The organism is Mucilaginibacter sp. CSA2-8R, assembly GCF_038806765.1.
Taxonomy (GTDB): Bacteria; Bacteroidota; Bacteroidia; order Sphingobacteriales; family Sphingobacteriaceae; genus Mucilaginibacter.
Genome location: NZ_CP152389.1, coordinates 4,802,151 through 4,822,206, shown reverse-complemented (window position 1 = coordinate 4,822,206; position 20,056 = coordinate 4,802,151). Strand labels below are relative to the sequence as shown.

Here is a 20,056-nt window from a genome sequence, read left to right as displayed (position 1 = left end):
AATTATAAGTACTCTGGCGGCTTTTTAACGACTTGTTATTGAAAAGCCGCTAATGGATATACATCAATTTAAAAATCAACTCAGCCGTTATCTTAAAGGTAAAAGTAACGAAACTGAAACAGCGCTGATCGAAGCCTGGTATAAGTCATATCGGCAGGAGAACAGACAGTCGCTTACCGATGAGTCGCGTGAACGCATTAGGTTGACTATGCAGCGGCAAATTGGAGAAGTAGTTAACCCACCATTGACGCGCAGGTGGAACCTGTATCGTGTGGCCGCAACGGTATTGCTTATATCAGCTATTGGTACACTTGCCTACCTGTTTACTCAACCATCAGTTTTATTAAAAACAACGTTTGTTACCATACAAACTCAGGCCGGGCAAGTAAAGCAATTCGTTTTGCCCGACAGTTCGGTAATTTGGGTTAACGCAGCCAGTAAGGTACGCGTCCCATCCACCTTCAACGACTCCTTGCGACAAGTATACCTGGACGAAGGTGAAGCCTTTTTTGAGGTAAAGCATAACCAACGTAAACCTTTTAGGGTGCAAACCCAGCCTATACAAGTACAGGTACTGGGCACTTCATTTAATATCAAAGCATACCATGCTTTGCCAGGGTTAAAAGTAACGGTATCAACCGGTAGGGTGGGCGTTACCCACGGCAAAAAGCTGCTTGCCTTTTTATCCCCCGGAAAGCAACTCACTTATACCCGTAAAAACGGCTCTGTTATGCAGCAAATGGTTACTGCAGCCGAAAGTCAAAGCTGGAAAGACGGCGATACTTATCTAAACCGAGTAGGGTTTCAAGAACTGGCTTTAATGTTTAAAAACATCTATAAAATCAATTTAAAGGCAGGTAACAAACGTGTGCTTAACTACTTGTTTACACTGCGCATCAAGCGTAATCTACAAGCCGAGGATGTGCTTAAAATGATTGGCCTGATGCATAATGCGCATTACAGAAAGGAGGGCAGCGAAGCAGTTCTATATTAAACTTAAAACAAAAAACCGGCCCTGTTGCAGCAGGAACCGGCTTTATCATCAGCAAGTAAAGGTTTGCAGACCGTTACCTGCTACGCTTGGCAACATTTCAACTTATTACAAAGCAATTCAAAAATATGATTTTTTATACGAAGTATTGGGGGCAATTTATGCGTGTCACATTCTTACTTGTATCCATTTCTCTCTCCATTGGTTTGGTCACCGTAAAGGCTACAGACACTAAAGCTCAGGATATAAACAAACGGCTGAATTTTAATGTCGGCAATGAAAATCTTTCGTCGGTAATTAAAAAACTGGAGCAAAAGGCAAACGTGGTTTTTGCCTTCGACGAAGCATTTTTAAACTTAAGCAACAAAAAAGCTCAGTCATCTAACTATAGCAATTTAACGCTTGAAGCTATACTGACCAGCTTATTTAAAGGTCAGGAAATTGGATTTAAAGCACAGGTCGGTAACATTGTGTTGTACAGACAATTATCGGGCAAAATTAGCGGCCGTGTGATTGACGAAAAAGGCGAGCCTTTGCCGGGCGCTTCGGTGCGTATTGAGGGCACTACTTACGGCGCCATGACTAATGCCGAGGGTTATTATACCGTATCCTTACCCGAAGGTACTTATAAAATGGCGGTAACCTTTGTAGGTTACAACCGCTACGAGTCGGCCATGGTAAAAGTAAACGGAAATCAAACTACTACAGTAAATATTAATCTTTCGCCGGGCGGACTGCTGCAGGAAGTAACGGTAAGTTACGGTAAACAACGTGCGCGCGAGGTAACCGGCTCTATTACCCAGGTTGAAGCAGCGCCGCTGCAGGATATGCCGGTAATGCAGTTTGCACAGCAACTGCAGGGCAAGGCGGCCGGTGTGCAAATAGCGCAAAGCAGCGGCCAGCCAGGCCGTGGGGTAGAGTTTCGTATACGTGGGGCCGCTTCTTTTTATGCCAGCAACCAGCCCCTGTTTGTGGTAGATGGTATTCCTGTTACTGGCAGCGTTAATAACATCAACCCATCCGAGATTGAAAGCTTCAGTATATTAAAAGATGCATCTGCAACGGCACTTTACGGTTCGCGTGCAGCTAACGGCGTAGTATTAATTACCACCAAACATGCTAAGCCCGGAGATTCGCAGGTAGAATTTAACGCTAATTACGGCGTACAAAAAATACCAGGTGAGCGTGTGCCTAAAATGATGGATGCCCGGGGCTTTGCTCAGTACATGAAAGAAAAATTTGAAGACTCGCGTAAATACGAACCGGGATATACCACAGCAACACCTGCCGAATACCTTAACCCTGAGCAGTATGGCGAAGGTACAAACTGGTTTAAACTGTTAACCCGCACAGCGCCTATTCAAAACTATGATGTAACAATTCGCTCTGCCCGCGAAAGATCTACCTCAACGGTTATTGCCGGTTACCAGGAGCAGCAAGGCGTATTAATTAACACCGGTACCAAATTGTTCTCATTACGGATTAACCAGGATTTTACCTCGCTGAATAACCGGCTCAAGATGGGCTTTTCGGTAGCGCCAAGTTACCGGTTAGATCATAATAATCGCTTAAGTACTGACGGTGTAGGCGGATTATTTGAGCGGATATTTGAGGCCAGTCCGTTAAAGTCTCCTTTTAATGCCGATGGTACTTACAACCGCGACACTTACTCGGCTGGTATGGTAGCCTACATTAACCCGCTGGCCCAATTTAATTTGACCAACGATGATTATAAAACCACCCGCATACTGGCCAATGGGTATTTAAATTATGAGTTTATAAAGGGTTTAAGCCTCAAAACAAACTTAGCTGTTGACAAAGGCGGCGAAACGCGGCAGTACTTCCAATCGGGTGTAGTAACCTCAACGGTTGGGCAAACTACAGGTACCAGCAGCTCAATTGACAACGGCTCTTATACTGCTGAAGCCAACTTAGTGTATAACAAATCATTTGGCGAGCATAACCTGGAAGCTTTGGTCGGTTATTCTGCCCAAAAATATTCCGGTTATAATAATACGCTAACAGGTTTAGGATTTCCGAGTGATGATATTCCGTATCTAACCGCAGCTACCAGCCTTTCGGCAGGTAATAGTTCTTACAATTCGTATGCATTGTTATCGAGCATTGCCCGGTTAAATTATAATTACAAAGGCAAATACCTGTTACAAGGTGCCATCCGCCGTGACGGTTCATCCCGTTTTGGCGAAAATCAGCGTTATGGTAATTTTCCGTCAGTTTCTGCCGGTTGGGTAGTGAGCGATGAGGAATTTATGGAGCGTTTCCGCTTTCTGAACTTGATGAAAATACGCGCCAGTTATGGTATTACCGGTAATAACTTTTTTGGTAATTATGATGCTCAGGCTACTATTGGCAAATACTATTATGCTTTTGGTGGTGCATCAGTAGCTGGGCAAACTATAAATCGTTTGGCTAACAGCGAACTAAGGTGGGAGCGCAATAAGCAGTTTGATATTGGTGTTGACTTTGCTCTCCTGAACAACCGCATCAACTTCACTTATGATTATTACCACAAAATATCAGATGGTTTAATTATGCAGCGGCCCATCCCTAAGGCATCTGGTTTTACCAGCATTTTAAGTAACGTTGGTGTAATAGAATTATGGGGACATGAGTTTACGGTGAACTCGACGAATTTGACCGGCAAATTTAAATGGAATACCAACTTAAACATTTCGATTGATCGTAATTTGATCAAAGATTTGGTAGATCCGGGCTTTATACGGCGCAATAATACCGTGTCATCTGATTACTTCCGCCAGCAGGTTGGGCACCATTTAGGTGAGTTTTATGGCTTTGTTTTCTTGGGTTTATATAAAGATGCAGCCGACCTGGCTAACTCTGCCAAATACGGCAGTGCATCAGATGTGGGTACCATCAAAGTACAGGATATAAATGGTGATGGTGTAATTGACGATGTAAACGACCGTACTTTCATAGGCGACCCAACACCAAAATTTACAGGCGGTTTAACCAACAATTTTGCCTATAAAAACTGGGACCTGAATATAAGCATGGCTTTTTCGGTTGGTGGTAAACTGTTAAATGCTGCCAAGTGGGCTTATCAAACCAACCTCGACGGATCGCGGGTGATGCTGGCCGCTGCGGCAGATCGCTGGCGTTCGCCCGAAAATCCTGGCTCAGGCATTTATCCGCGTACTAAAACCGGTACTACCGGTATGGGGCGGCAGGTAAACTCACAGTGGGTGGAAGACGGATCATATTTAACCGCTAAAAATATCTCGTTAGGCTATCGTTTTAACCTGAAAGATAAGTTTATACTACGGGGCCTTCGGGTTTATGCTTCGCTACAACAGGCTTTCGTACTTACTAAATATTCGGGCATGAATCCTGAAATCAACTTTTCTGGACTGGACCCAACCCTGGGTATTGGTGTAGATGAAAATGCTTACCCTATTCCGCGTACTTTTTCGGTTGGCCTTTCTGCCTCATTTAAATAAGCAATCAAAATTCAAATCAATTTTATGAAAAAAATATATATCATGGTTGCGTTGCTTGCACTTACGGCAACGGCATGTAAAAAAGAGTATATAGACCTCGCCCCAAAAGATTCGTATACTGATGCCTCATTTTACAAAACAGCCGACCAATTTAAACAAGCTGCGGTAGCCGCATATGCACCGCTGCGTGATGTGTTAGTGAACGATTATTTTACCTCCGAGATGCGGTCTGATAACACCATTTATCAACCTTACCCCAGTAACCGTGGCACGGCTTACCTGTATCGCGAAAGCATTTCTAATTTTACCAATACCTCTACCAACGATTATGTGAATGCCGTATGGCAGCACTGCTACACCGGTATTTCGCGCACCAATATTGTAATAGAACGCTTAAAGCTGGCAGATTTTGACGATGCAACCAAGCAGCCTATTGACGGGCAGGCTAAATTTTTAAGAGCTTATTATTATTTTAAACTGGTGCGGCTGTTTGGCGGTGTGCCCTTGTTTTTAAAAGAAGTAACCAAAGCTGAGGATACTTTTTTACCACGTGTTGCTGCCGATGCTGTGTATGCGCAAATTATTCAGGATGCAAAAGACGCCATTAGTGAACTGAGTGCCCCGGCTAAGTTTCCGCAAACCGGTGAGGCTACTAAAGGTTCGGCTACGATGTTATTGGCCGAAGTTTATGCCACCCAAAAAAAATGGGCAGATGCCGAAACCTTATTAACCACCTTAAGCAGTATGGGGTATGCATTAAATGCCAACTATGCTGATGCGTTTACCCCGGCTAATAAAAACAGTAAAGAGTCGTTGTTTGATGTGCAGTTTTTAGAAGGAACCGTTTTAGGTACAACACCTAACCCGCTACCGTTTCATTTTTTACCGCGGAGTACCAATACTTCAATTATTACTGGTATTGTTATCAATAATAGCTCAACTGGTGGCTGGAATACCCCAACACAAGATTTAATAAGTACTTATGAGGCTAATGATAAGCGCCTGGACGCATCTATCGGGATTGCTGAGGGTACTTACAATACCAGCGATCTGTTCACGTATTCGGCTAACAAAAGTGTAGTAAATTACACACCGGCTGCCGGTAAGATTGGTGTGCCTTATATCAAAAAATATGAGCATCCTCCGCTAATTGCCGTAACCGGATCAAGCGATAACTTTCCTGTTTACCGTTACTCAGACGCATTGTTATTACTGGCCGAAGTTCAAAATGAGCAGGGTAAATCTCCTTTATCTCCTTTAAACACAGTAAGACTGCGTGCCGGATTGCCTGCTGCCACTGCCACAAGCCAGGCTGCACTGCGTGATGTGATAGCGCATGAGCGCCGTGTTGAACTGGCCTTTGAAAATCATCGCTGGCACGACTTAGTGCGCACCGGCAGAGCCATTGATGTGTTAAATGCTTTTGGCGCAAAGCTAAAAACACAGGTAAATTATTTAACGGCCGACACTTATATAGTAAACACTAATAAGTTGCTATACCCTATCCCACAGCCCGAAGTTGATCTCAGTTCGGGAGCAGTGATTCAAAATCCAGGTTATTAATGCTTAATATTTTCACATTGAAATATGAAAGGTATGAACACATTTAAAGCGCTGGCTTTTGCTGGCAGTGTGCTAATGGCGAATGCCGTATTTGCCTCGGTAAATAACACAATTGTACTAACAGATACTGTTTTAAATAAGCCGGGTACACCGGCAGTAGTTAAACAGGGCGACTTTTCGATAGCGGTTTTGCCCGATACGCAATATTATCTGGCGCAGGCCCAGTTGGGTGGTAATTTTGATATGTTTTTGGCGCAGATTAAATGGATACAAGATAATCAACAAAAAGAAAACATTGCTTATGTGGCTCACATGGGTGATATTACCGAGCATGGCGATGACCCGGTAACTAACCGCGCCGAATGGTATTTGGCCCAAAAGGCACTATATGGGCTTGAAAATCCTGTAAGTATACCGTATGGGTTAGCCGTAGGTAACCATGATCAGTTTCCGTCGCAGTATCCTAAAACCGGAACTACCAATGGCTATAATAAATATTTTGGCGTGCCCCATTTTGAAGGCCGGCCCTATTATGGCGGGCACTACGCCAACAACAATGATAGCCATTATGATTTATTTACTGCCGGCGGCGTAAATTTTATGGTGGTGTTTCTGGAGTTTGATGCCCATAACGAGGATCAGGCCGGGCTTTACGCCTGGGCTAATGAGATCATCAAAAAGAACATCTCGCGTAAAGTAATTGTGGTAAGCCACTCCATTATGCATTTTAATCCAGTAAAAGGTTCAAATACACCGCAAGGGCCTTTTAATGCACAGGGGCAGGCTATCTACGAGGCGCTGAAAAGTAATCCTAACCTTTTTATGATGCTTTGCGGCCACGTAGGCGACAATGGCGAAGGTTACCGTACCGATGTGTATAGCGGGCATAGCATCAAAACCTTTTTAAATGATTATCAAAGCCGCCCTAATGGCGGCGGCGGACTGATGCGTTTATATAAGTTTTCGGTGCAAAATAATAAGCTGAGTGTCCGCACCTTTTCGCCTTATACTAAACAAGAAGAAACCGATGGCGACAGCCAGTTTGCGGTTCAATTATTTGATCAGCCTGTAAAGTAATCACTAAACATGAAAAAATTTATTTTAACTGCAGTTGCTTTTTTATTTATTCAAACGCTTACAGCTCAAGAGAAGCACGTCGTATTAATCAGCATAGATGGTTTGCGTCCTGAATTTTACATGGACCCATCCTGGGGAATGGTTAACCTGCGGCAGGCCATGAAAAAAGGAGCTTACGCTGAGGGGGTAAGGGGGAGCTTCCCAACCGTAACTTACCCATCGCATACCACTATAGTAACTGGTGTATTGCCGGCTAAGCATGGCATTTACTACAATACCCCTGTTGAACCGTTAGGTATTTCGGGCAAATGGTTTTGGTATTACAAAGATATCAAGGTGCCCACCTTATGGACTGCTGCTAAAGATGCCGGTTTAAAAACTGCCGGCGTAAGCTGGCCGGTAACCGTTGGTGCACCCATTGATTATAATTTACCAGAGTATGTCATACTGCCTAAAAATAAAGGTGAAAAAAAGGACGAGATCAAGGCATTGTATAATGAGTCGAATCCTAAATCGTTGTTTGATGAAGTACAGGAAAATGCTATCGGGAAATTTGGTGAGTATGGCGCCACGCTCGATTTTTACAACAGCGACCAAAACAAAGCCCGTATGGCAGCCTATATTTTGCGCAAATATAAGCCTGCATTTTTAGCCGTTCATATTGCCTTAACAGATCATTTTGAGCACGAGGAAGGCCGCGACGGAGATAAAGTGCGGTCAACAGTAGCTGCTGCAGATGTAGCTGTCAAAACCATTATGGATGCTGTAGAGGTAGCAGGCTTAAGTAAAAGCACCACTTTTATTGTTACCGGCGACCATGGTTTTGTTGATATTCATACCCAATTTAACCCTAACGTGCTTTTAGCTAAAGCAGGTTTGTACAATGATGCTAACAAAGAAAATTGGAAAGCTTACTTTCAGGCCAGTGGTGGTTCTGCCTTTTTGCATTTACGCAATCCGAATGATAAGGTATCCCTTCAAAAAGTAAACAAAGCGCTTAACGAATTGCCCGATGGTGTGAAGCGGTTGTTTCATGTTTTAGATAAAAAGCAGCTTACTGCCGCACAGGGCGACCCAACGGCTGCCATGGCCCTGGCCGCTTATCAAGGTGCGAGCTTTGGCGCTACAGCAACAGGTGATATTTTAACTGCAGCTAAAGGGGGAACACATGGCTACTTACCCACCGAATTTAAAGAAATTCAAACCGGCTTTGTGGCGTTTGGTCAAGGTATAAAACCGGGTGTAGTATTGCCGCTCATAGGTCAAGAAGATATTGCACCCTTAATTGCCAATCTGTTGGATTTGAAAATGAGTACAGATGGCATTTTGTATCCCGGTTTAATAACAGTTAAATAAATTCAAATACACTTAACCAATACCTTCACTTCATTATCATGATCAAAAAAAACTTATGGCTCAGTTTAACGGCAGCAGGTATGTTGTCGGTTATGCTAACAGCCTGTAAAAAGCAGATTGCAGAAAATGCAGGCGATGTACCTGCATTGAGTACTGAGGCTAAATTAAACAAAGGCAATATGGCCATGACGGTTACCGGCCAGCCCGATATTAAAGTGCTTTCGTTTAACGTACGGCATAATGATGCCAGTGATCCGCAGTCAATTACTGAGCGGCAGTCCATCATCCGGCAAATTATTGTTGATAACAGTCCGGATATTTTTGGCATGCAAGAATTTTCTGATAACTCATTCGAAAATTGGTTTGTACCGCAAATGGCTACGTTGGGCTATGGTGTTTATTTTGATGAGTCGGCAGGCATGGGTGCACCAAAAGTCATTTTTTATAAAAACAACCGTTTTGCTATGCAAGGCAGCGGTACTGTAGTAATTGGGCCAACCAACACTGGTACATGGGCAATTATTATAGATAACAGCACTGGCTTACGGTATTTTGTAAGTAATAGCCATTGGCAGTTTGATTCTCAATCGGTACGGGTACAAAACTCACAGGCCCTGGTAACAGCTATCAAACAATATAATGTAGATAACTTACCCGAAATTGTATTCGGCGACTTTAATGCCAAGCCAGGTACTGACGAAATTAATTATTTAAAAAGTAACTTGGATTTGGTGGATGCCTTAGGCGATAGTGATGGTGACCCCACATTTCACGGCTGGACATCAACCGGTACAGGTAAAATTGACTGGATAATGAGCGACCGTAATATGGCTTTTACCTCATGGAAAGTGATTAATACCAGCTACAATGGTTTCTGGCCATCAGACCACTGGCCGGTAACGGCAACTTTTGTTCCTACCATTTTAGGTGGAGCACGCGCAGACGTAAACGGAAAAAGCGCCAACGCTAATACTAAGTTTTACTTTGCTGATGTTGATGGCGATGGCAAGAATGATAAAGTCTACTGGAATTCGACTTACGATAGCGGCAGGCCGCAAATTTTCTTATCAAACGGCGATGGTACCTTTAAATCACCCGCAGTGGTGCATACTGCAGGTGCATCAACCTTAACCACTACCCGTTATTATTATGCTGATGTAAACGGCGATGGTAAAGCAGATGAAATTAAATGGGACCCAACGCAAAACTCGGGGCATACCTGCGTTTACCTGGCTACCTCCGGCGGTAATTTCGGTGCTTCGGTAATTGATAACCCGGAAGGTACCAGTGCAGGTACGTCTACATTATATAATTTTGCGGATGTAAACGGAGACGGAAAGGCTGATAAAATTTATTGGAATTCGACCTTCGATTCAGGGCGTACCCGTGTTTACCTGGCCACCTCGGGTGGTAACTTTAGCGGAACGGTAGTTGCTGCAAATGAAGGCGCGAGTACAACCGGCAGCACTACATTTTGGTATGCAGATGTAAATGGCGATGGTAAACAAGATAAGATTTTATGGCATCCGTCGCTTAACTCGGGCAGCCCGGCCGTGTATCTGTCTGATGGGGATGGCACTTTTACAGCCTCATCTTCATACACTACTTCAGGTGCATCAAGCGGTGCATCTGATACGCAATTTTACTTTGCAGATGTTAATGGCGACGGGCGGGCCGATAAAGTTTACTGGAACGCGGGAAATTATCTGGGTAAGCTTAAATTCTATTTCTCGCAAACCAACGGCACTTTTGCGGGGCCTTTTTATTCGCTCAGAGGTACTTCGCAAAGCGCAAATACCGATTTCTTTTTTGCCGACCTGAACGGAGATCGTAAAGCAGATCAGATTCGTTGGAACTATGCGGAAAACAGCGGCGAGCTAAGAAACTATTTTGCTAAATAAATTTTTGTTTAATATCACTTCTTATAATGCTTTAAAGTCCCGGTTATGCAAATAGCCGGGACTTTTTTTTAGACTATCTGAAATGCTATGCATGTAATTAGCGGATTAGCAACTAATTTGCAGACGCAATTATATTTATCTGCAATGAAAAAGATTTTCATCGTGTTATTACTCTTGCCGGCGTTTTGGGCGCAAGCGCAGCAAACTTACGTAACCGAAAAAAATATCCATTATTATCCGGATGCCGATAATAAGAAAGACGCCTACATCGACTCACAATGCACCCTCGACTTTTATTACCCTAAAAATGTAAAAGATTTTGCCACTATTGTATGGTTTCATGGCGGCGGCATAACCGGCGGCGCTAAAGAAATACCTAAAGCATTAATGGATAAAGGTTATGCCATAATTGGTGTTGGCTACCGGCTGTCGCCTAAAGTAAAAGCTCCTGCTTATATTGAAGATGCCGCTGCTGCGGTTGCATGGGCGTTTATGCATGTAGGCCAGTATGGCGGCAGCAATAAGCAGATTTACCTGAGCGGGCACTCGGCTGGTGGTTACCTGGCTATGATGATCACGCTCAACAAAAAATATTTGGCTAAATATAATGTTGATGCCAACCAGGTAGCCGAGCTTATTCCGTTTAGTGGGCAGTGCATTACGCACTTTACCATCCGGAGCGAGCAAGGAATAAAAGATACGCAGCCTACTATTGACGAGTATGCGCCGCTTTATTGGGTAAGAGCCGATGCACCCCCTATGCTGCTCATTACTGGCGATGCCGAAATGGAGTTGTTAGGCCGGTATGAGGAAAATACCTATATGCTCCGCATGATGAAGCTGACAGGACACAAGAGTACCCGGCTTTTCCAGCTCCAGGGTTTTGATCATGGCGGCATGGCTACACCGGCTTTCCCGTTGCTTTTAAAAGAGGTTGCTGCACGTCAAAAGCAAATTAAATAATCAGAATAGGCATTGAGGATCATCAGGGGTGATCCTTAATGATGTAAGCACCTGGCTTTTGTCCATATATTTCGTTTGGAAAAAAAGCTGACTAAGAAATAGTCAGATTTTGCGGATGGGAATGAAACAAAAAAGCCTCGAAAAAATCGAGGCTTTTTTGTGTGGGAGCTACTGGGTTCGAACCAGTGACCCTCTGCTTGTAAGGCAGATGCTCTGAACCAGCTGAGCTAAGCTCCCTTGTTTTGAACTTAATTACTCAAGTAATGTTCGTTCGTTTTGGGACTGCAAACATAGAGTCTTTTTTTAATTCTTCAAAATAAAATTTAAAAAAAGATATAAAGGGTTCTTTTACTTCAAATTAGAGTGCAAATGGTGGTAAACTAAAACATCGTTGTTGTTTATCGGTTACTTATTTAAAGATCACAACCATGACCGATAGCTTCAAAAATACCACCGACGGAAAATACGAGTTCACCATAAATTATTCAGAGCGTGAACTTACCTGCCATGTAGAACGCGAAGGCGATATTTTACATGTACACATAGATAACAATATTAATGCTGATATTGAACTGCAGCCTGATGGCACAGCTGTACAGCTTTCCGGCTCAGAATTGCCTCAATCTAATATTGATTACATTCGCCGCATGGTGCTGGATGACCAGAACATCGATTCTGGCAAAGGTTCCGGTATTTAATATTAATCTTAGATGATATTATGCAGGCAATAGCCTGCTGCTAAAGAGTATTTTTTATAAGGCAGGGTTGTTTTAGCCTTGCCTTTTTTGTTTATTATTTTGCCTATGCTGTATTTATCACGTACCATCCGCTTATTGTTGCTGTTTGTTTTAAGCATCGCCATTCTGTATATATCCAAATCAGTGCTTGTGCCGCTTACTTTTGGTGCGGTACTAGCCATGCTTTTATTGCCGCTTAGCCGTTGGTTAGAGCGTAGGGGTATCAACCGGGGTATATCGTCTTTAGTTAGCCTACTGCTGTTTGGGTTGATGGTTGCAGGTTTGGTCTTTTTACTGCATTGGCAGATAGGCGATTTATTAAAAGACTTTTCTAAACTGCAGGAGCAGCTCACTAATCTGTTTAATGAAATGCGCGATTATGTAAGGTCGCAATTTGGTATTTCGACACGTCAACAGCAGCAAATTTTAAAAGAGCAGCAATCGGGCGGCATGGAAAAGGCCGCCGGAATGGCTATTGGTACCCTGATGTCTACACTGGGTTTATTGGTAAGTACAGTACTGGTTATGGTATATGTGTTCTTGTTTCTTTACTTCAGGCGGCATTTTAAAACTTTTATTTTGCGTTTGGTATCTGTTGAAAGTAAGACTACTGCCGAGAAGGTTATTGATGAAGCCAGTTGCGTAACGCAGCAATACCTCACCGGTTTAGGTTTGATGATTGTGATGCTATGGATTCTTTATGGCATCGGGTTTAGCATTGTAGGTATTAAAAGCGCTATCTTCTTTGCTATACTATGCGGTATTCTGGAGATTGTTCCGTTTGCCGGGAATATTACGGGTACGGCCATCACAGTGTTAATTGCTTTTGCGCAGGGTGGGGATATAAATATGGTTTTCGGGGTGTTAATTACTTATGCTATAGTGCAATTTACCCAAACCTATATTCTGGAGCCACTAATTGTAGGCAATCAGGTAAATCTTAATCCCTTGTTTACCATCTTGATTATTGTAGTGGGCGAAGCCATATGGGGAATTGCAGGTATGGTGCTGGCTATACCGGTGTTAGGTATGTTTAAAGTGGTGTGCGATAATGTAGATCCCTTAAAGCCTTATGGATACCTGATTGGTAACCAAAGCGGCAAGGCCGATAATAGTATTTTTAAACGAATGGCCAGCGCTAAGAATAATCAGCTTTAACTCAACACCTCTTCCAGTACTTCGTGTGAGTGTATGTTGCCAAAGCCTTCAATGTGCAGTGCATAATACTCTAACAAGCGGGTAATCAGGTAACGGCGTTCATCAGCAGCCAGTTTGATGCCGGCCAGGTTATCAAAGCCATGTTGTAATAACTGGTAAAAGTTTTGGGTGTGTGGTGGCGATAAAAATAACGGGCTTTCGGGCTTATAACGGGTAAATACGCCGTTGCGCATATCAAAGTAATCGGCATTGGCAGCGGTTGAGTAATCCGGATAAAAACCAAGGTAACGGGTAAGCCCCACCATAAATACCAGGTGAAAGTTAGCCAATCCTTCTTTTAAGTTATCAAGCAATTCAACGCTTCTAAAGATATATTCAAATAGTTGTTCATCGGGCGTTTGCTGTTTAATGGCTTTGTATAAAACTTCGTTCAAAAACAAAGCAATGCTGCTTTTCACTACGTCATATGGTAGGTGTTGCAGCATCGGCACATTCTTGAGTTCTTTAATGCGTTGTATGGCGCCGGTATTTTTGTAGTATACCACCAGGTCGAGCAGGTGCAGGGCCTGCAACATGTTACGGGTAATTTTTGCTTTAGGCTTTTTTACGCCGTTAATGATATACGATTGCAGGCCAAATTTTTCGGTGAAAATTTGTACGATAACGCTGGTTTCGCCGTAGTCGGTTTGTTTAAGCACAATGCCCCGTGTTTTATGCAGCATGGTGTATCAAATTAATTAGTTTAGGTAAAAATATAACGCCACCTGTGATTATAGCAAAGAAAGTCATAATGGTAACGGCGCCTGCCGCAATATCTTTTACGTGGCCAGCTATAGGGTGATATGCTGGCGATACCAGGTCGGTCAATCTTTCAATAGCGGTATTTAAAAGTTCGGTTACTAAAACTAACGTAATGCATAGTCCAACCCACAGCCATTCCATATTATTAATGTGTAAGGCATAGCCCGCCAAAACGGTTATTAAAGTAGCAACAAGATGGATACGAAAATTAAGTTCGGTAAGTGTTGCATGTTTGATACCGTTAAATGCATAGCCAAAACTCCGAATGAGTTTTTGAAAACTTTGAGTAAACGTAAGCTTAGATGGCGTGTTTGGCGGCATAAAATAATAACAGGTAATTAGCTGTAAAGTTAACAGATTGCTACAGATTATGCCTTGATAGTAAGAAACAGGAGCTTACATTCTGTTGTTTATTTTGAACAAACACAGCAGGGTATCAACACAACACGATTTACTTTGTAGCTATCATATACCGGAGATTACATGGACTTAAAACTAAAAAATAAGGTAGCGTTAGTACTGGCTTCCAGCAAAGGTTTGGGTAAAGCTATCGCTGCTACGCTGGCGCAAGAGGGAGCTATAGTGATTATTGCTTCGCGTAACGAAGAAGAACTGAGCAAAACAGCTGATGAAATTAGACAGTTAAGCAACACACAGGTTACTTTTGTCAAAGCTGATGTTGCTAAGGCAGAAGATGCAGAGTGTTTAATTAAACAAGTAGGCAGTCAGCATGGCAAAATTGATATTTTGATTAACAATGCAGGCGGTCCACCCTTTGCGCCATTTGAAAAATTTGATGATGAGCAGTGGCAAAGCGCTTTCGAACTCAACTTGCTTAGCTTTGCCCGTTTAAGCCGGTTGGTATTGCCTTATATGCAAAAGGCAGGAGCAGGGCGTATCGTCAACATCATCAGTGGTTCGGTAAAATCGGTATTAGCTAATTCGGTACTTTCTACCAGTATGCGTATGGGGGTAGTAGGGATGGCAAAAATGATGGCTGATGAATTAGGGCCTCACAACATCACCGTAAACAACGTGGCACCCGGACTTATTTTAACCGACAGAATTAAACACACCCTGCCGCCAGATCAGGATCCGGAACAAGCACTGAAGGAACGCTCAGCACAAATTCCGTTGCGCCGCATAGGGGAGCCGTATGAGCTTGCGGCTTTAGTAGCTTTCCTGGCTTCGGGGCAGGCGTCTTACATATCGGGCACAACCATTCAGGTTGATGGTGGTGCAAGCCGGAGTATTTATTAACATAAAGTGCCGGTAGCTTATGCACTTAATTCAGGTTGCTGCCGGTAATCTTTCCGCCAGTCCAGGTATCCTTTCAAGGCAATGCAGGCATATACAGCAAACATAAAAGCGGTAGGCTGTAAGCCTTTGCTTAAGTAAATACCTACATAAATAATATCTACAAAAATCCAGATTAGCCAGTTTTCTAAAACCTTACGTGCCATAAATACTTGTGCAGTTAAACTTATTACAGTGCAAAAACTGTCCAGATAAGGATAGGCCGCAGGCTGATAATGCAATATAGGAGCTAAGTGAACCAATAGCAGGCCCAGCGCCGGTGTAAGTAGTGCAGCAACAGTCAATAATATGAAAACCTGCTTTTGAGTGATGCGCGCCACTGGTACCTTAGGTGCATTAAGGGGTTGTCGGCTCCAGTAATACCATCCATAAATGTTGATGATAAGTAGATAAGCATTTTGCCCCATATCTGCATACAGAGCCGCTTCTGCAAAAATGAATATATAAATGGCCGTATTAACAATAGCGAACGGCCAATTCCATACATTGTTAATGGCCGCCAGGTAAACGCAAATTAAGCCGGTAATTACACCGGTTAATTCAAGCCAGCTTTGGTGCAGCAGCCAATTAAGTAATGAATGCAAAAAGTACATAGCCAAATATAAAATTTTGCCCATTTCTTTCGCCGTTTCCTTTGGGGGGCAAAAGTGTAGGCAAAATGGTTAAGTGTATATTAAAACATTCATAATGCACTGGTGTTGTGTATGTTTTAGTGGAATTGTATAAAATACCTAACAGCAGATAACTGCTTGCTTAAATAAATGTGCATTAATAATTAAGAAAAATAAACTGCTTAAAAATTTATTTTTGATATAAAGGCCGATTTTTGGAAGTCTTTATTTGATTTTTAATTAAACCTAAAAGTTGTAATACTGATATTTAAATCTATGAAGGGTGGTGTAAATTGTTAATCAATAGATTGATAATCAACAATTCAACGAAAACGTTTAAGTAATGAATGTTAAGTAGAAAACTGTCTGGGTTTTTCCTTAACAATTTGTAGTATAACTACAGATCATACAATAATTGGCACCATCCTAAATTTGTGGCTTCACTTTTGTTACTACTATAATGACTCTGCATCTAACTGAAAAATTAAAATAAAGTAACATCTACCTATGTTACAACATTAGTTAAAAAGAGAATTCTCAGGCACCCAAGTTGAGATGATTTTGTTCTTTGTTTTGGGTTTAATCAATAGTTTAAATTAATTAGGGGAAAGGGAGCTTCGCAAGTGGCTCTCTTTTTTTATGCCCAAAATTTAACAATCTCTCTTAAACGTCAAAATCTATAGAAATTGTAGACTTTTTGCTTCCTTTTAGTTTATTTTGCCGGCATTGTAATTTATAATGTATTCATGAAAAAATACTTTGCTCTTTTATTGATTAGTATAATTAGTGTTGGTGCGTTTGCACAAAGTAAGCTTAAAGCCGGCACCTGGAGGGGCGTACTTATGCCTGCTGCCGGCGGCGAGTTGCCTTTTAATTTCGAAGTAAAAGATACTGCCGGCAGGCAACAATTAACTATTTTTAACGCCGGCGAGCGTTTCAAGGTTAAAGATATCAGAGCTAAAGGTGATTCTGTTTTTATCCATATGCCTTTGTTCGATTCGGAGTTTAAGCTGCAGCACAAAGCCAATACGCTAACCGGCAACTGGATTAGGCACTTGGGCAACCGTGATGCCGTAATACCATTTACAGCACAATACAATGTAAAGTGGCGTTTTTTTGAGAAGCCTGCAACTCCGGCTTATCAAATCACTGGCAGGTGGTCGGCTATATTTGGCGAAGGGGCCGAACGTGACACTACCGTGGGCGAGTTTGTGCAAAAAGGCAACCGCGTAACGGGTACCTTTTTAACCACCACCGGTGATTACCGTTACCTGGAAGGTACCCTAAGCGGCAAGAAGCTCTACTTATCCTGCTTTGATGGCGGCCACGCTTTTTTGTTTACTGCAACTCTTTCGGATGCAAAAACAATGGCTGACGGACTGTTTGGTACTACATCATGGACCGCAGTAAAAAACCCTAAAGCCCAGTTGCCAGATGCTTACTCGCTTACCGTTTTAAAGCCAGAGTATAAAAAAATCGAATTTTCATTTCCTGATTTAAACGGGCAAAAGGTAAGCCTTAACGATGCGCGTTTTAAAAACAAGGTAGTAATTCTGCAAATTATGGGTTCGTGGTGCCCTAACTGTATGGACGAAACAGCCTATCTGGTAAACTACTATAAAAAATATCACAAAAAAGGTGTTGAAGTGCTGGGCTTAGCCTACGAGCGTAGCGCTGAGTTTGAGTTGGCCCGCAAAGCTGTGTTACAGGAGAAAAGCCATTTCAATGTGCCTTATCCATTGTTGCTTACCGGATATACTAACAACAAAAAAGAAACTGCTAAAAGTTTGCCTATGCTAAGTAACTTCTTGGCGTTTCCTACCACCATTATTATTGATAAAAAGGGCGATGTGCGTAAAATTTATACCGGTTTTAGTGGTCCCGGAACGGGCATACATTACACCGAATTTGCAAACGGATTTGAAAGACTAACGGATAATTTACTGGCCGAAAAATAATTTGATATCGGCTGTTTGAATGGCCGGTATTTATTAAAGTTAAAAAGCAAAGGACACTTATTTGGTGTCCTTTGCTGGTTTCTTTTCTCTTGGGCCACGTTTATAGATAATCAGGCCGTTTAAAAAATTGCGTAATATCTGATCGCCGCAGGGCTTAAAATTAGGATGGTCTTCGGCGCGGAAAATTGCGCTTAGCTCTGCTTTACTTACATTAAAGTCGGCCAGCTTTAAAACGGCTACAATATCGTCGTCGGTAAACTTCATGGCTACCCGGAGTTTTTTCATAATATCATTATTGCTCATACTACTATTATGCCTTTATATTGAAATTTCAAACTTAACTTTTTTGTTTTTTACTTTCTCGCCTTTAATGGTGTTTACCAACCCTTCAATCTTATTGCGTTTTACCGCAGCATACGATGAGTAATCCAATACTTCTATCAGTCCGAGTTCGTCTTTATCGAGGCCACCTTTTTTAAGCAATAAGCCAACAATATCAACTTTGTTTACTTTGTCTTTTTTACCGGCAGCAATATATAGCGTGCTCCAGGGCGATGGTTTTGGTGCTTTGGGATTTTCGGGTAGTGTTTCTTCTTCCGGTATTTCCGTCAGGTAAGCCGGCTTTTCGTCTGGTGTTACCATCAGGTAAGCCGTGCCCTTAGCATGCATACGTGCGGTGCGTCCGTTGCGGTGCAAAAAAGCTTCTTCATTATGCGGCAACTGGTAATGCACCACATGCTCAATCTCCGGAATGTCTAACCCGCGCGATGCCATATCGGTGGTAATAAGAATGCGGTGGCTGCCATTTCTAAATTTAAGCAAGGCCCGTTCACGATCATCCTGTTCCATCCCTCCATGAAAAATGTCGTTCGGTAATCCTTTTATCCAAAGCAGTTCGCTGATGCGTTCAACCGCATCGCGGTGGTTACAAAATATGAGCGTTGCATTTGCACCAATTTTACAAACCAAGGCAAACAGCGCATTTAGCTTATCTGCAGCTTCGCTGGTTACTAACTTGTATTTCAGGTCAGGTGCTATCGCAGCATTCGACAAAAAGTCGACCTGCACCGGCTTAACCAGTCCGGTAAAGGCAGGGATTTCATCCATTTTTGTGGCCGAAATAAGCATGCGCTTTTTTAGAGCCGGTAACTGCTTAATGATGTAAGCCATATCCTCCTGAAATCCAAACTCAAGAGCTTTATCAAACTCATCAAGAATCAAGGTATAGATAGTTTTAGTGCTAAAGCTTTCGCGGCGCAAGTGGTGGCTGATGCGACCGGGCGTACCGATTAATACTGCGGGTGGTTCTGACAGGTTATTGCGCTCAATTTTAACCGGATGGCCTCCATAACAGCAGTTTACTTTAAACCCGCTTCCCATTGCACGAAAAACCTGCTCAATTTGCAAGGCCAGCTCGCGCGATGGTACCAGGATCAAGGCCTGCACCGTAGGTATGCTTTTGTTAAGCAAGCCAAGTAGCGGTAACAAAAAGCCAAGTGTTTTGCCGGAGCCTGTTGGCGAAAGCAGTATGATATCGTTTTTTTGAGCGGCACTGATGGCAGCTTGCTGCATAGGGTTTAGTGCAGTAATTTTTAGGTTACTGAGTGTTTGTGCAATCATGTATTGGGCTATATACGCTCAAAGGTAAGTATAATAGTAGGCGTTAGCGGTTATGTTATTTTCGCCTGTAAAGTCGTGCGTTTAAAAGAAATTTTTTAGAGTTATTAAGGCAGTCAGAAAAAACGTATTCATATTTAAAAACGACTTGCTTTAGTATTGAGCATGCTTTCTACTATTGCAATAGTTAGTATTCCCCCAGTGTAAGCCACTAAATCACTCCACAAAAATCCTTGCCCTAAAACAAGGTGTCCTATCAACGTTGACCGGATGTGATTAATACAAGGTGCCTGGTAAAGCTGGCTAATTTCAATCGCGAAGCAAAAAGCTAAACTCCATGTAGCAATTTTAAAGATGGGGATTTGGATAAGTATCATCCTCATGAGTAAATAAATCATTACCGCCCAAAGCGCATCACCAATCCATAGGGGAATGAATGTGATTTTACGAGATACCAATCCGGTCGCTATTACTGCAGTAATGCAGAGTAAGTATTTAAGCCTAAGCTTGTTCATGCAAGGGTTTAA

The 20,056-nt window shown here is 42.5% G+C and carries 17 protein-coding genes and 1 tRNA gene; 11 read left to right on the top strand and 7 right to left on the bottom strand.

All coding sequences use genetic code 11. The features are described from left to right. Positions 1-52: 52 nt before the first annotated feature. The 7 genes from AAGR14_RS20520 to AAGR14_RS20490 all read left to right on the top strand — a co-directional run bounded on the left by AAGR14_RS20520 (position 53) and on the right by AAGR14_RS20490 (position 11,330). Positions 53-994, top strand: a complete 942-nt coding sequence (locus AAGR14_RS20520) for a FecR domain-containing protein (protein WP_342646115.1) — start codon at positions 53-55, stop codon at positions 992-994. 125 nt (positions 995-1,119) lie between these two features. Then, complete coding sequence (locus AAGR14_RS20515) at positions 1,120-4,470, top strand: TonB-dependent receptor (RefSeq protein WP_342646114.1); 3,351 nt, start codon at positions 1,120-1,122, stop codon at positions 4,468-4,470. Positions 4,471-4,494: 24 nt separating this feature from the next. Continuing rightward, positions 4,495-6,033 (top strand): RagB/SusD family nutrient uptake outer membrane protein, encoded by a 1,539-nt coding sequence (locus AAGR14_RS20510; RefSeq protein ID WP_342646113.1) that lies wholly within the window; start codon positions 4,495-4,497, stop codon positions 6,031-6,033. Positions 6,034-6,066: 33 nt separating this feature from the next. Continuing rightward, entirely contained in the window at positions 6,067-7,110 is a 1,044-nt protein-coding gene (locus AAGR14_RS20505) for a metallophosphoesterase (RefSeq protein ID WP_342646112.1), read from the top strand. Positions 7,111-7,119: 9 nt separating this feature from the next. Next, a complete protein-coding gene (locus AAGR14_RS20500) occupies positions 7,120-8,466 on the top strand; it encodes an ectonucleotide pyrophosphatase/phosphodiesterase (RefSeq protein WP_342646111.1) in 1,347 nt (448 codons plus the stop codon). A gap of 38 nt (positions 8,467-8,504) precedes the next feature. Then, positions 8,505-10,367, top strand: coding sequence for an FG-GAP-like repeat-containing protein (locus AAGR14_RS20495; protein ID WP_342646110.1), 1,863 nt, complete (start codon positions 8,505-8,507; stop codon positions 10,365-10,367). Positions 10,368-10,511: 144 nt separating this feature from the next. Next, positions 10,512-11,330, top strand: coding sequence for an alpha/beta hydrolase (locus AAGR14_RS20490; RefSeq protein ID WP_342646109.1), 819 nt, complete (start codon positions 10,512-10,514; stop codon positions 11,328-11,330). 162 nt (positions 11,331-11,492) lie between these two features. Here AAGR14_RS20490 and AAGR14_RS20485 read toward each other — a convergent pair. Continuing rightward, positions 11,493-11,567: transfer RNA gene (locus tag AAGR14_RS20485), tRNA-Val, on the bottom strand. 191 nt (positions 11,568-11,758) lie between these two features. On the opposite strand from AAGR14_RS20485, the gene AAGR14_RS20480 reads away from it, so the two are divergent. Then, complete coding sequence (locus tag AAGR14_RS20480; RefSeq protein ID WP_342646108.1) at positions 11,759-12,028, top strand: hypothetical protein; 270 nt, start codon at positions 11,759-11,761, stop codon at positions 12,026-12,028. Positions 12,029-12,133: 105 nt separating this feature from the next. Beyond that, positions 12,134-13,225 carry an AI-2E family transporter gene (locus tag AAGR14_RS20475; RefSeq protein WP_342646107.1) on the top strand — a complete coding sequence of 364 codons (1,092 nt, stop codon included), beginning with the start codon at positions 12,134-12,136 and terminating at the stop codon, positions 13,223-13,225. Here AAGR14_RS20475 and recO read toward each other — a convergent pair. Together recO and AAGR14_RS20465 are read right to left on the bottom strand one after the other, a co-directional pair. Further along, positions 13,222-13,947, bottom strand: a complete 726-nt coding sequence (recO, locus tag AAGR14_RS20470) for a DNA repair protein RecO (protein WP_342646106.1) — start codon at positions 13,945-13,947, stop codon at positions 13,222-13,224. The two genes, AAGR14_RS20475 and recO, sit on opposite strands and share 4 nt — an antisense overlap. Further along, positions 13,937-14,347: a diacylglycerol kinase family protein gene (locus tag AAGR14_RS20465; RefSeq protein ID WP_342646105.1), complete on the bottom strand. Its 411-nt coding sequence runs from the start codon at positions 14,345-14,347 to the stop codon at positions 13,937-13,939. The genes recO and AAGR14_RS20465 overlap by 11 nt, the downstream gene beginning before the upstream one ends. A gap of 162 nt (positions 14,348-14,509) precedes the next feature. Between AAGR14_RS20465 and AAGR14_RS20460 the strand changes: the two genes are divergently transcribed. After that, positions 14,510-15,286: an SDR family oxidoreductase gene (locus AAGR14_RS20460; protein ID WP_342646104.1), complete on the top strand. Its 777-nt coding sequence runs from the start codon at positions 14,510-14,512 to the stop codon at positions 15,284-15,286. A 17-nt stretch (positions 15,287-15,303) separates the two neighbouring features. On the opposite strand, the gene pnuC is transcribed toward AAGR14_RS20460, so the two are convergent. Next, positions 15,304-15,960: a nicotinamide riboside transporter PnuC gene (gene pnuC, locus AAGR14_RS20455; protein WP_342646103.1), complete on the bottom strand. Its 657-nt coding sequence runs from the start codon at positions 15,958-15,960 to the stop codon at positions 15,304-15,306. Positions 15,961-16,700: 740 nt separating this feature from the next. On the opposite strand from pnuC, the gene AAGR14_RS20450 reads away from it, so the two are divergent. After that, on the top strand, positions 16,701-17,912 hold the full coding sequence (locus AAGR14_RS20450) for a TlpA disulfide reductase family protein (RefSeq protein WP_342646102.1): 1,212 nt from the start codon (positions 16,701-16,703) through the stop codon (positions 17,910-17,912). A gap of 57 nt (positions 17,913-17,969) precedes the next feature. On the opposite strand, the gene AAGR14_RS20445 is transcribed toward AAGR14_RS20450, so the two are convergent. The 3 genes from AAGR14_RS20445 to AAGR14_RS20435 form a co-directional block, all read right to left on the bottom strand. Further along, entirely contained in the window at positions 17,970-18,197 is a 228-nt protein-coding gene (locus tag AAGR14_RS20445; RefSeq protein WP_342646101.1) for a DUF1456 family protein, read from the bottom strand. Positions 18,198-18,230: 33 nt separating this feature from the next. Continuing rightward, a complete protein-coding gene (locus AAGR14_RS20440; RefSeq protein ID WP_342646100.1) occupies positions 18,231-19,532 on the bottom strand; it encodes a DEAD/DEAH box helicase in 1,302 nt (433 codons plus the stop codon). 134 nt (positions 19,533-19,666) lie between these two features. Continuing rightward, on the bottom strand, positions 19,667-20,044 hold the full coding sequence (locus AAGR14_RS20435) for a DUF2809 domain-containing protein (RefSeq protein WP_342646099.1): 378 nt from the start codon (positions 20,042-20,044) through the stop codon (positions 19,667-19,669). Between the last annotated feature and the right edge of the window lie 12 nt (positions 20,045-20,056).

What these genes read in the sequence shown, in the direction of transcription:
- AAGR14_RS20460 (WP_342646104.1), top strand. Translation starts at nt 14,510, where the DNA reads ATGGACTTAAAACTAAAAAATAAGGTAGCGTTAGTACTGGCTTCCAGC.
- AAGR14_RS20450 (WP_342646102.1), top strand. Translation starts at nt 16,701, where the DNA reads ATGAAAAAATACTTTGCTCTTTTATTGATTAGTATAATTAGTGTTGGT.
- AAGR14_RS20480 (WP_342646108.1), top strand. Translation starts at nt 11,759, where the DNA reads ATGACCGATAGCTTCAAAAATACCACCGACGGAAAATACGAGTTCACC.
- AAGR14_RS20500 (WP_342646111.1), top strand. Translation starts at nt 7,120, where the DNA reads ATGAAAAAATTTATTTTAACTGCAGTTGCTTTTTTATTTATTCAAACG.
- AAGR14_RS20445 (WP_342646101.1), bottom strand. Translation starts at nt 18,197, where the DNA reads ATGAAAAAACTCCGGGTAGCCATGAAGTTTACCGACGACGATATTGTA.
- AAGR14_RS20520 (WP_342646115.1), top strand. Translation starts at nt 53, where the DNA reads ATGGATATACATCAATTTAAAAATCAACTCAGCCGTTATCTTAAAGGT.
- AAGR14_RS20465 (WP_342646105.1), bottom strand. Translation starts at nt 14,347, where the DNA reads ATGCCGCCAAACACGCCATCTAAGCTTACGTTTACTCAAAGTTTTCAA.
- AAGR14_RS20505 (WP_342646112.1), top strand. Translation starts at nt 6,067, where the DNA reads ATGAACACATTTAAAGCGCTGGCTTTTGCTGGCAGTGTGCTAATGGCG.
- AAGR14_RS20515 (WP_342646114.1), top strand. Translation starts at nt 1,120, where the DNA reads ATGATTTTTTATACGAAGTATTGGGGGCAATTTATGCGTGTCACATTC.
- AAGR14_RS20490 (WP_342646109.1), top strand. Translation starts at nt 10,512, where the DNA reads ATGAAAAAGATTTTCATCGTGTTATTACTCTTGCCGGCGTTTTGGGCG.
- AAGR14_RS20495 (WP_342646110.1), top strand. Translation starts at nt 8,505, where the DNA reads ATGATCAAAAAAAACTTATGGCTCAGTTTAACGGCAGCAGGTATGTTG.
- AAGR14_RS20435 (WP_342646099.1), bottom strand. Translation starts at nt 20,044, where the DNA reads ATGAACAAGCTTAGGCTTAAATACTTACTCTGCATTACTGCAGTAATA.
- AAGR14_RS20440 (WP_342646100.1), bottom strand. Translation starts at nt 19,532, where the DNA reads ATGATTGCACAAACACTCAGTAACCTAAAAATTACTGCACTAAACCCT.
- pnuC (WP_342646103.1), bottom strand. Translation starts at nt 15,960, where the DNA reads ATGGGCAAAATTTTATATTTGGCTATGTACTTTTTGCATTCATTACTT.
- AAGR14_RS20475 (WP_342646107.1), top strand. Translation starts at nt 12,134, where the DNA reads ATGCTGTATTTATCACGTACCATCCGCTTATTGTTGCTGTTTGTTTTA.
- recO (WP_342646106.1), bottom strand. Translation starts at nt 13,947, where the DNA reads ATGCTGCATAAAACACGGGGCATTGTGCTTAAACAAACCGACTACGGC.
- AAGR14_RS20510 (WP_342646113.1), top strand. Translation starts at nt 4,495, where the DNA reads ATGAAAAAAATATATATCATGGTTGCGTTGCTTGCACTTACGGCAACG.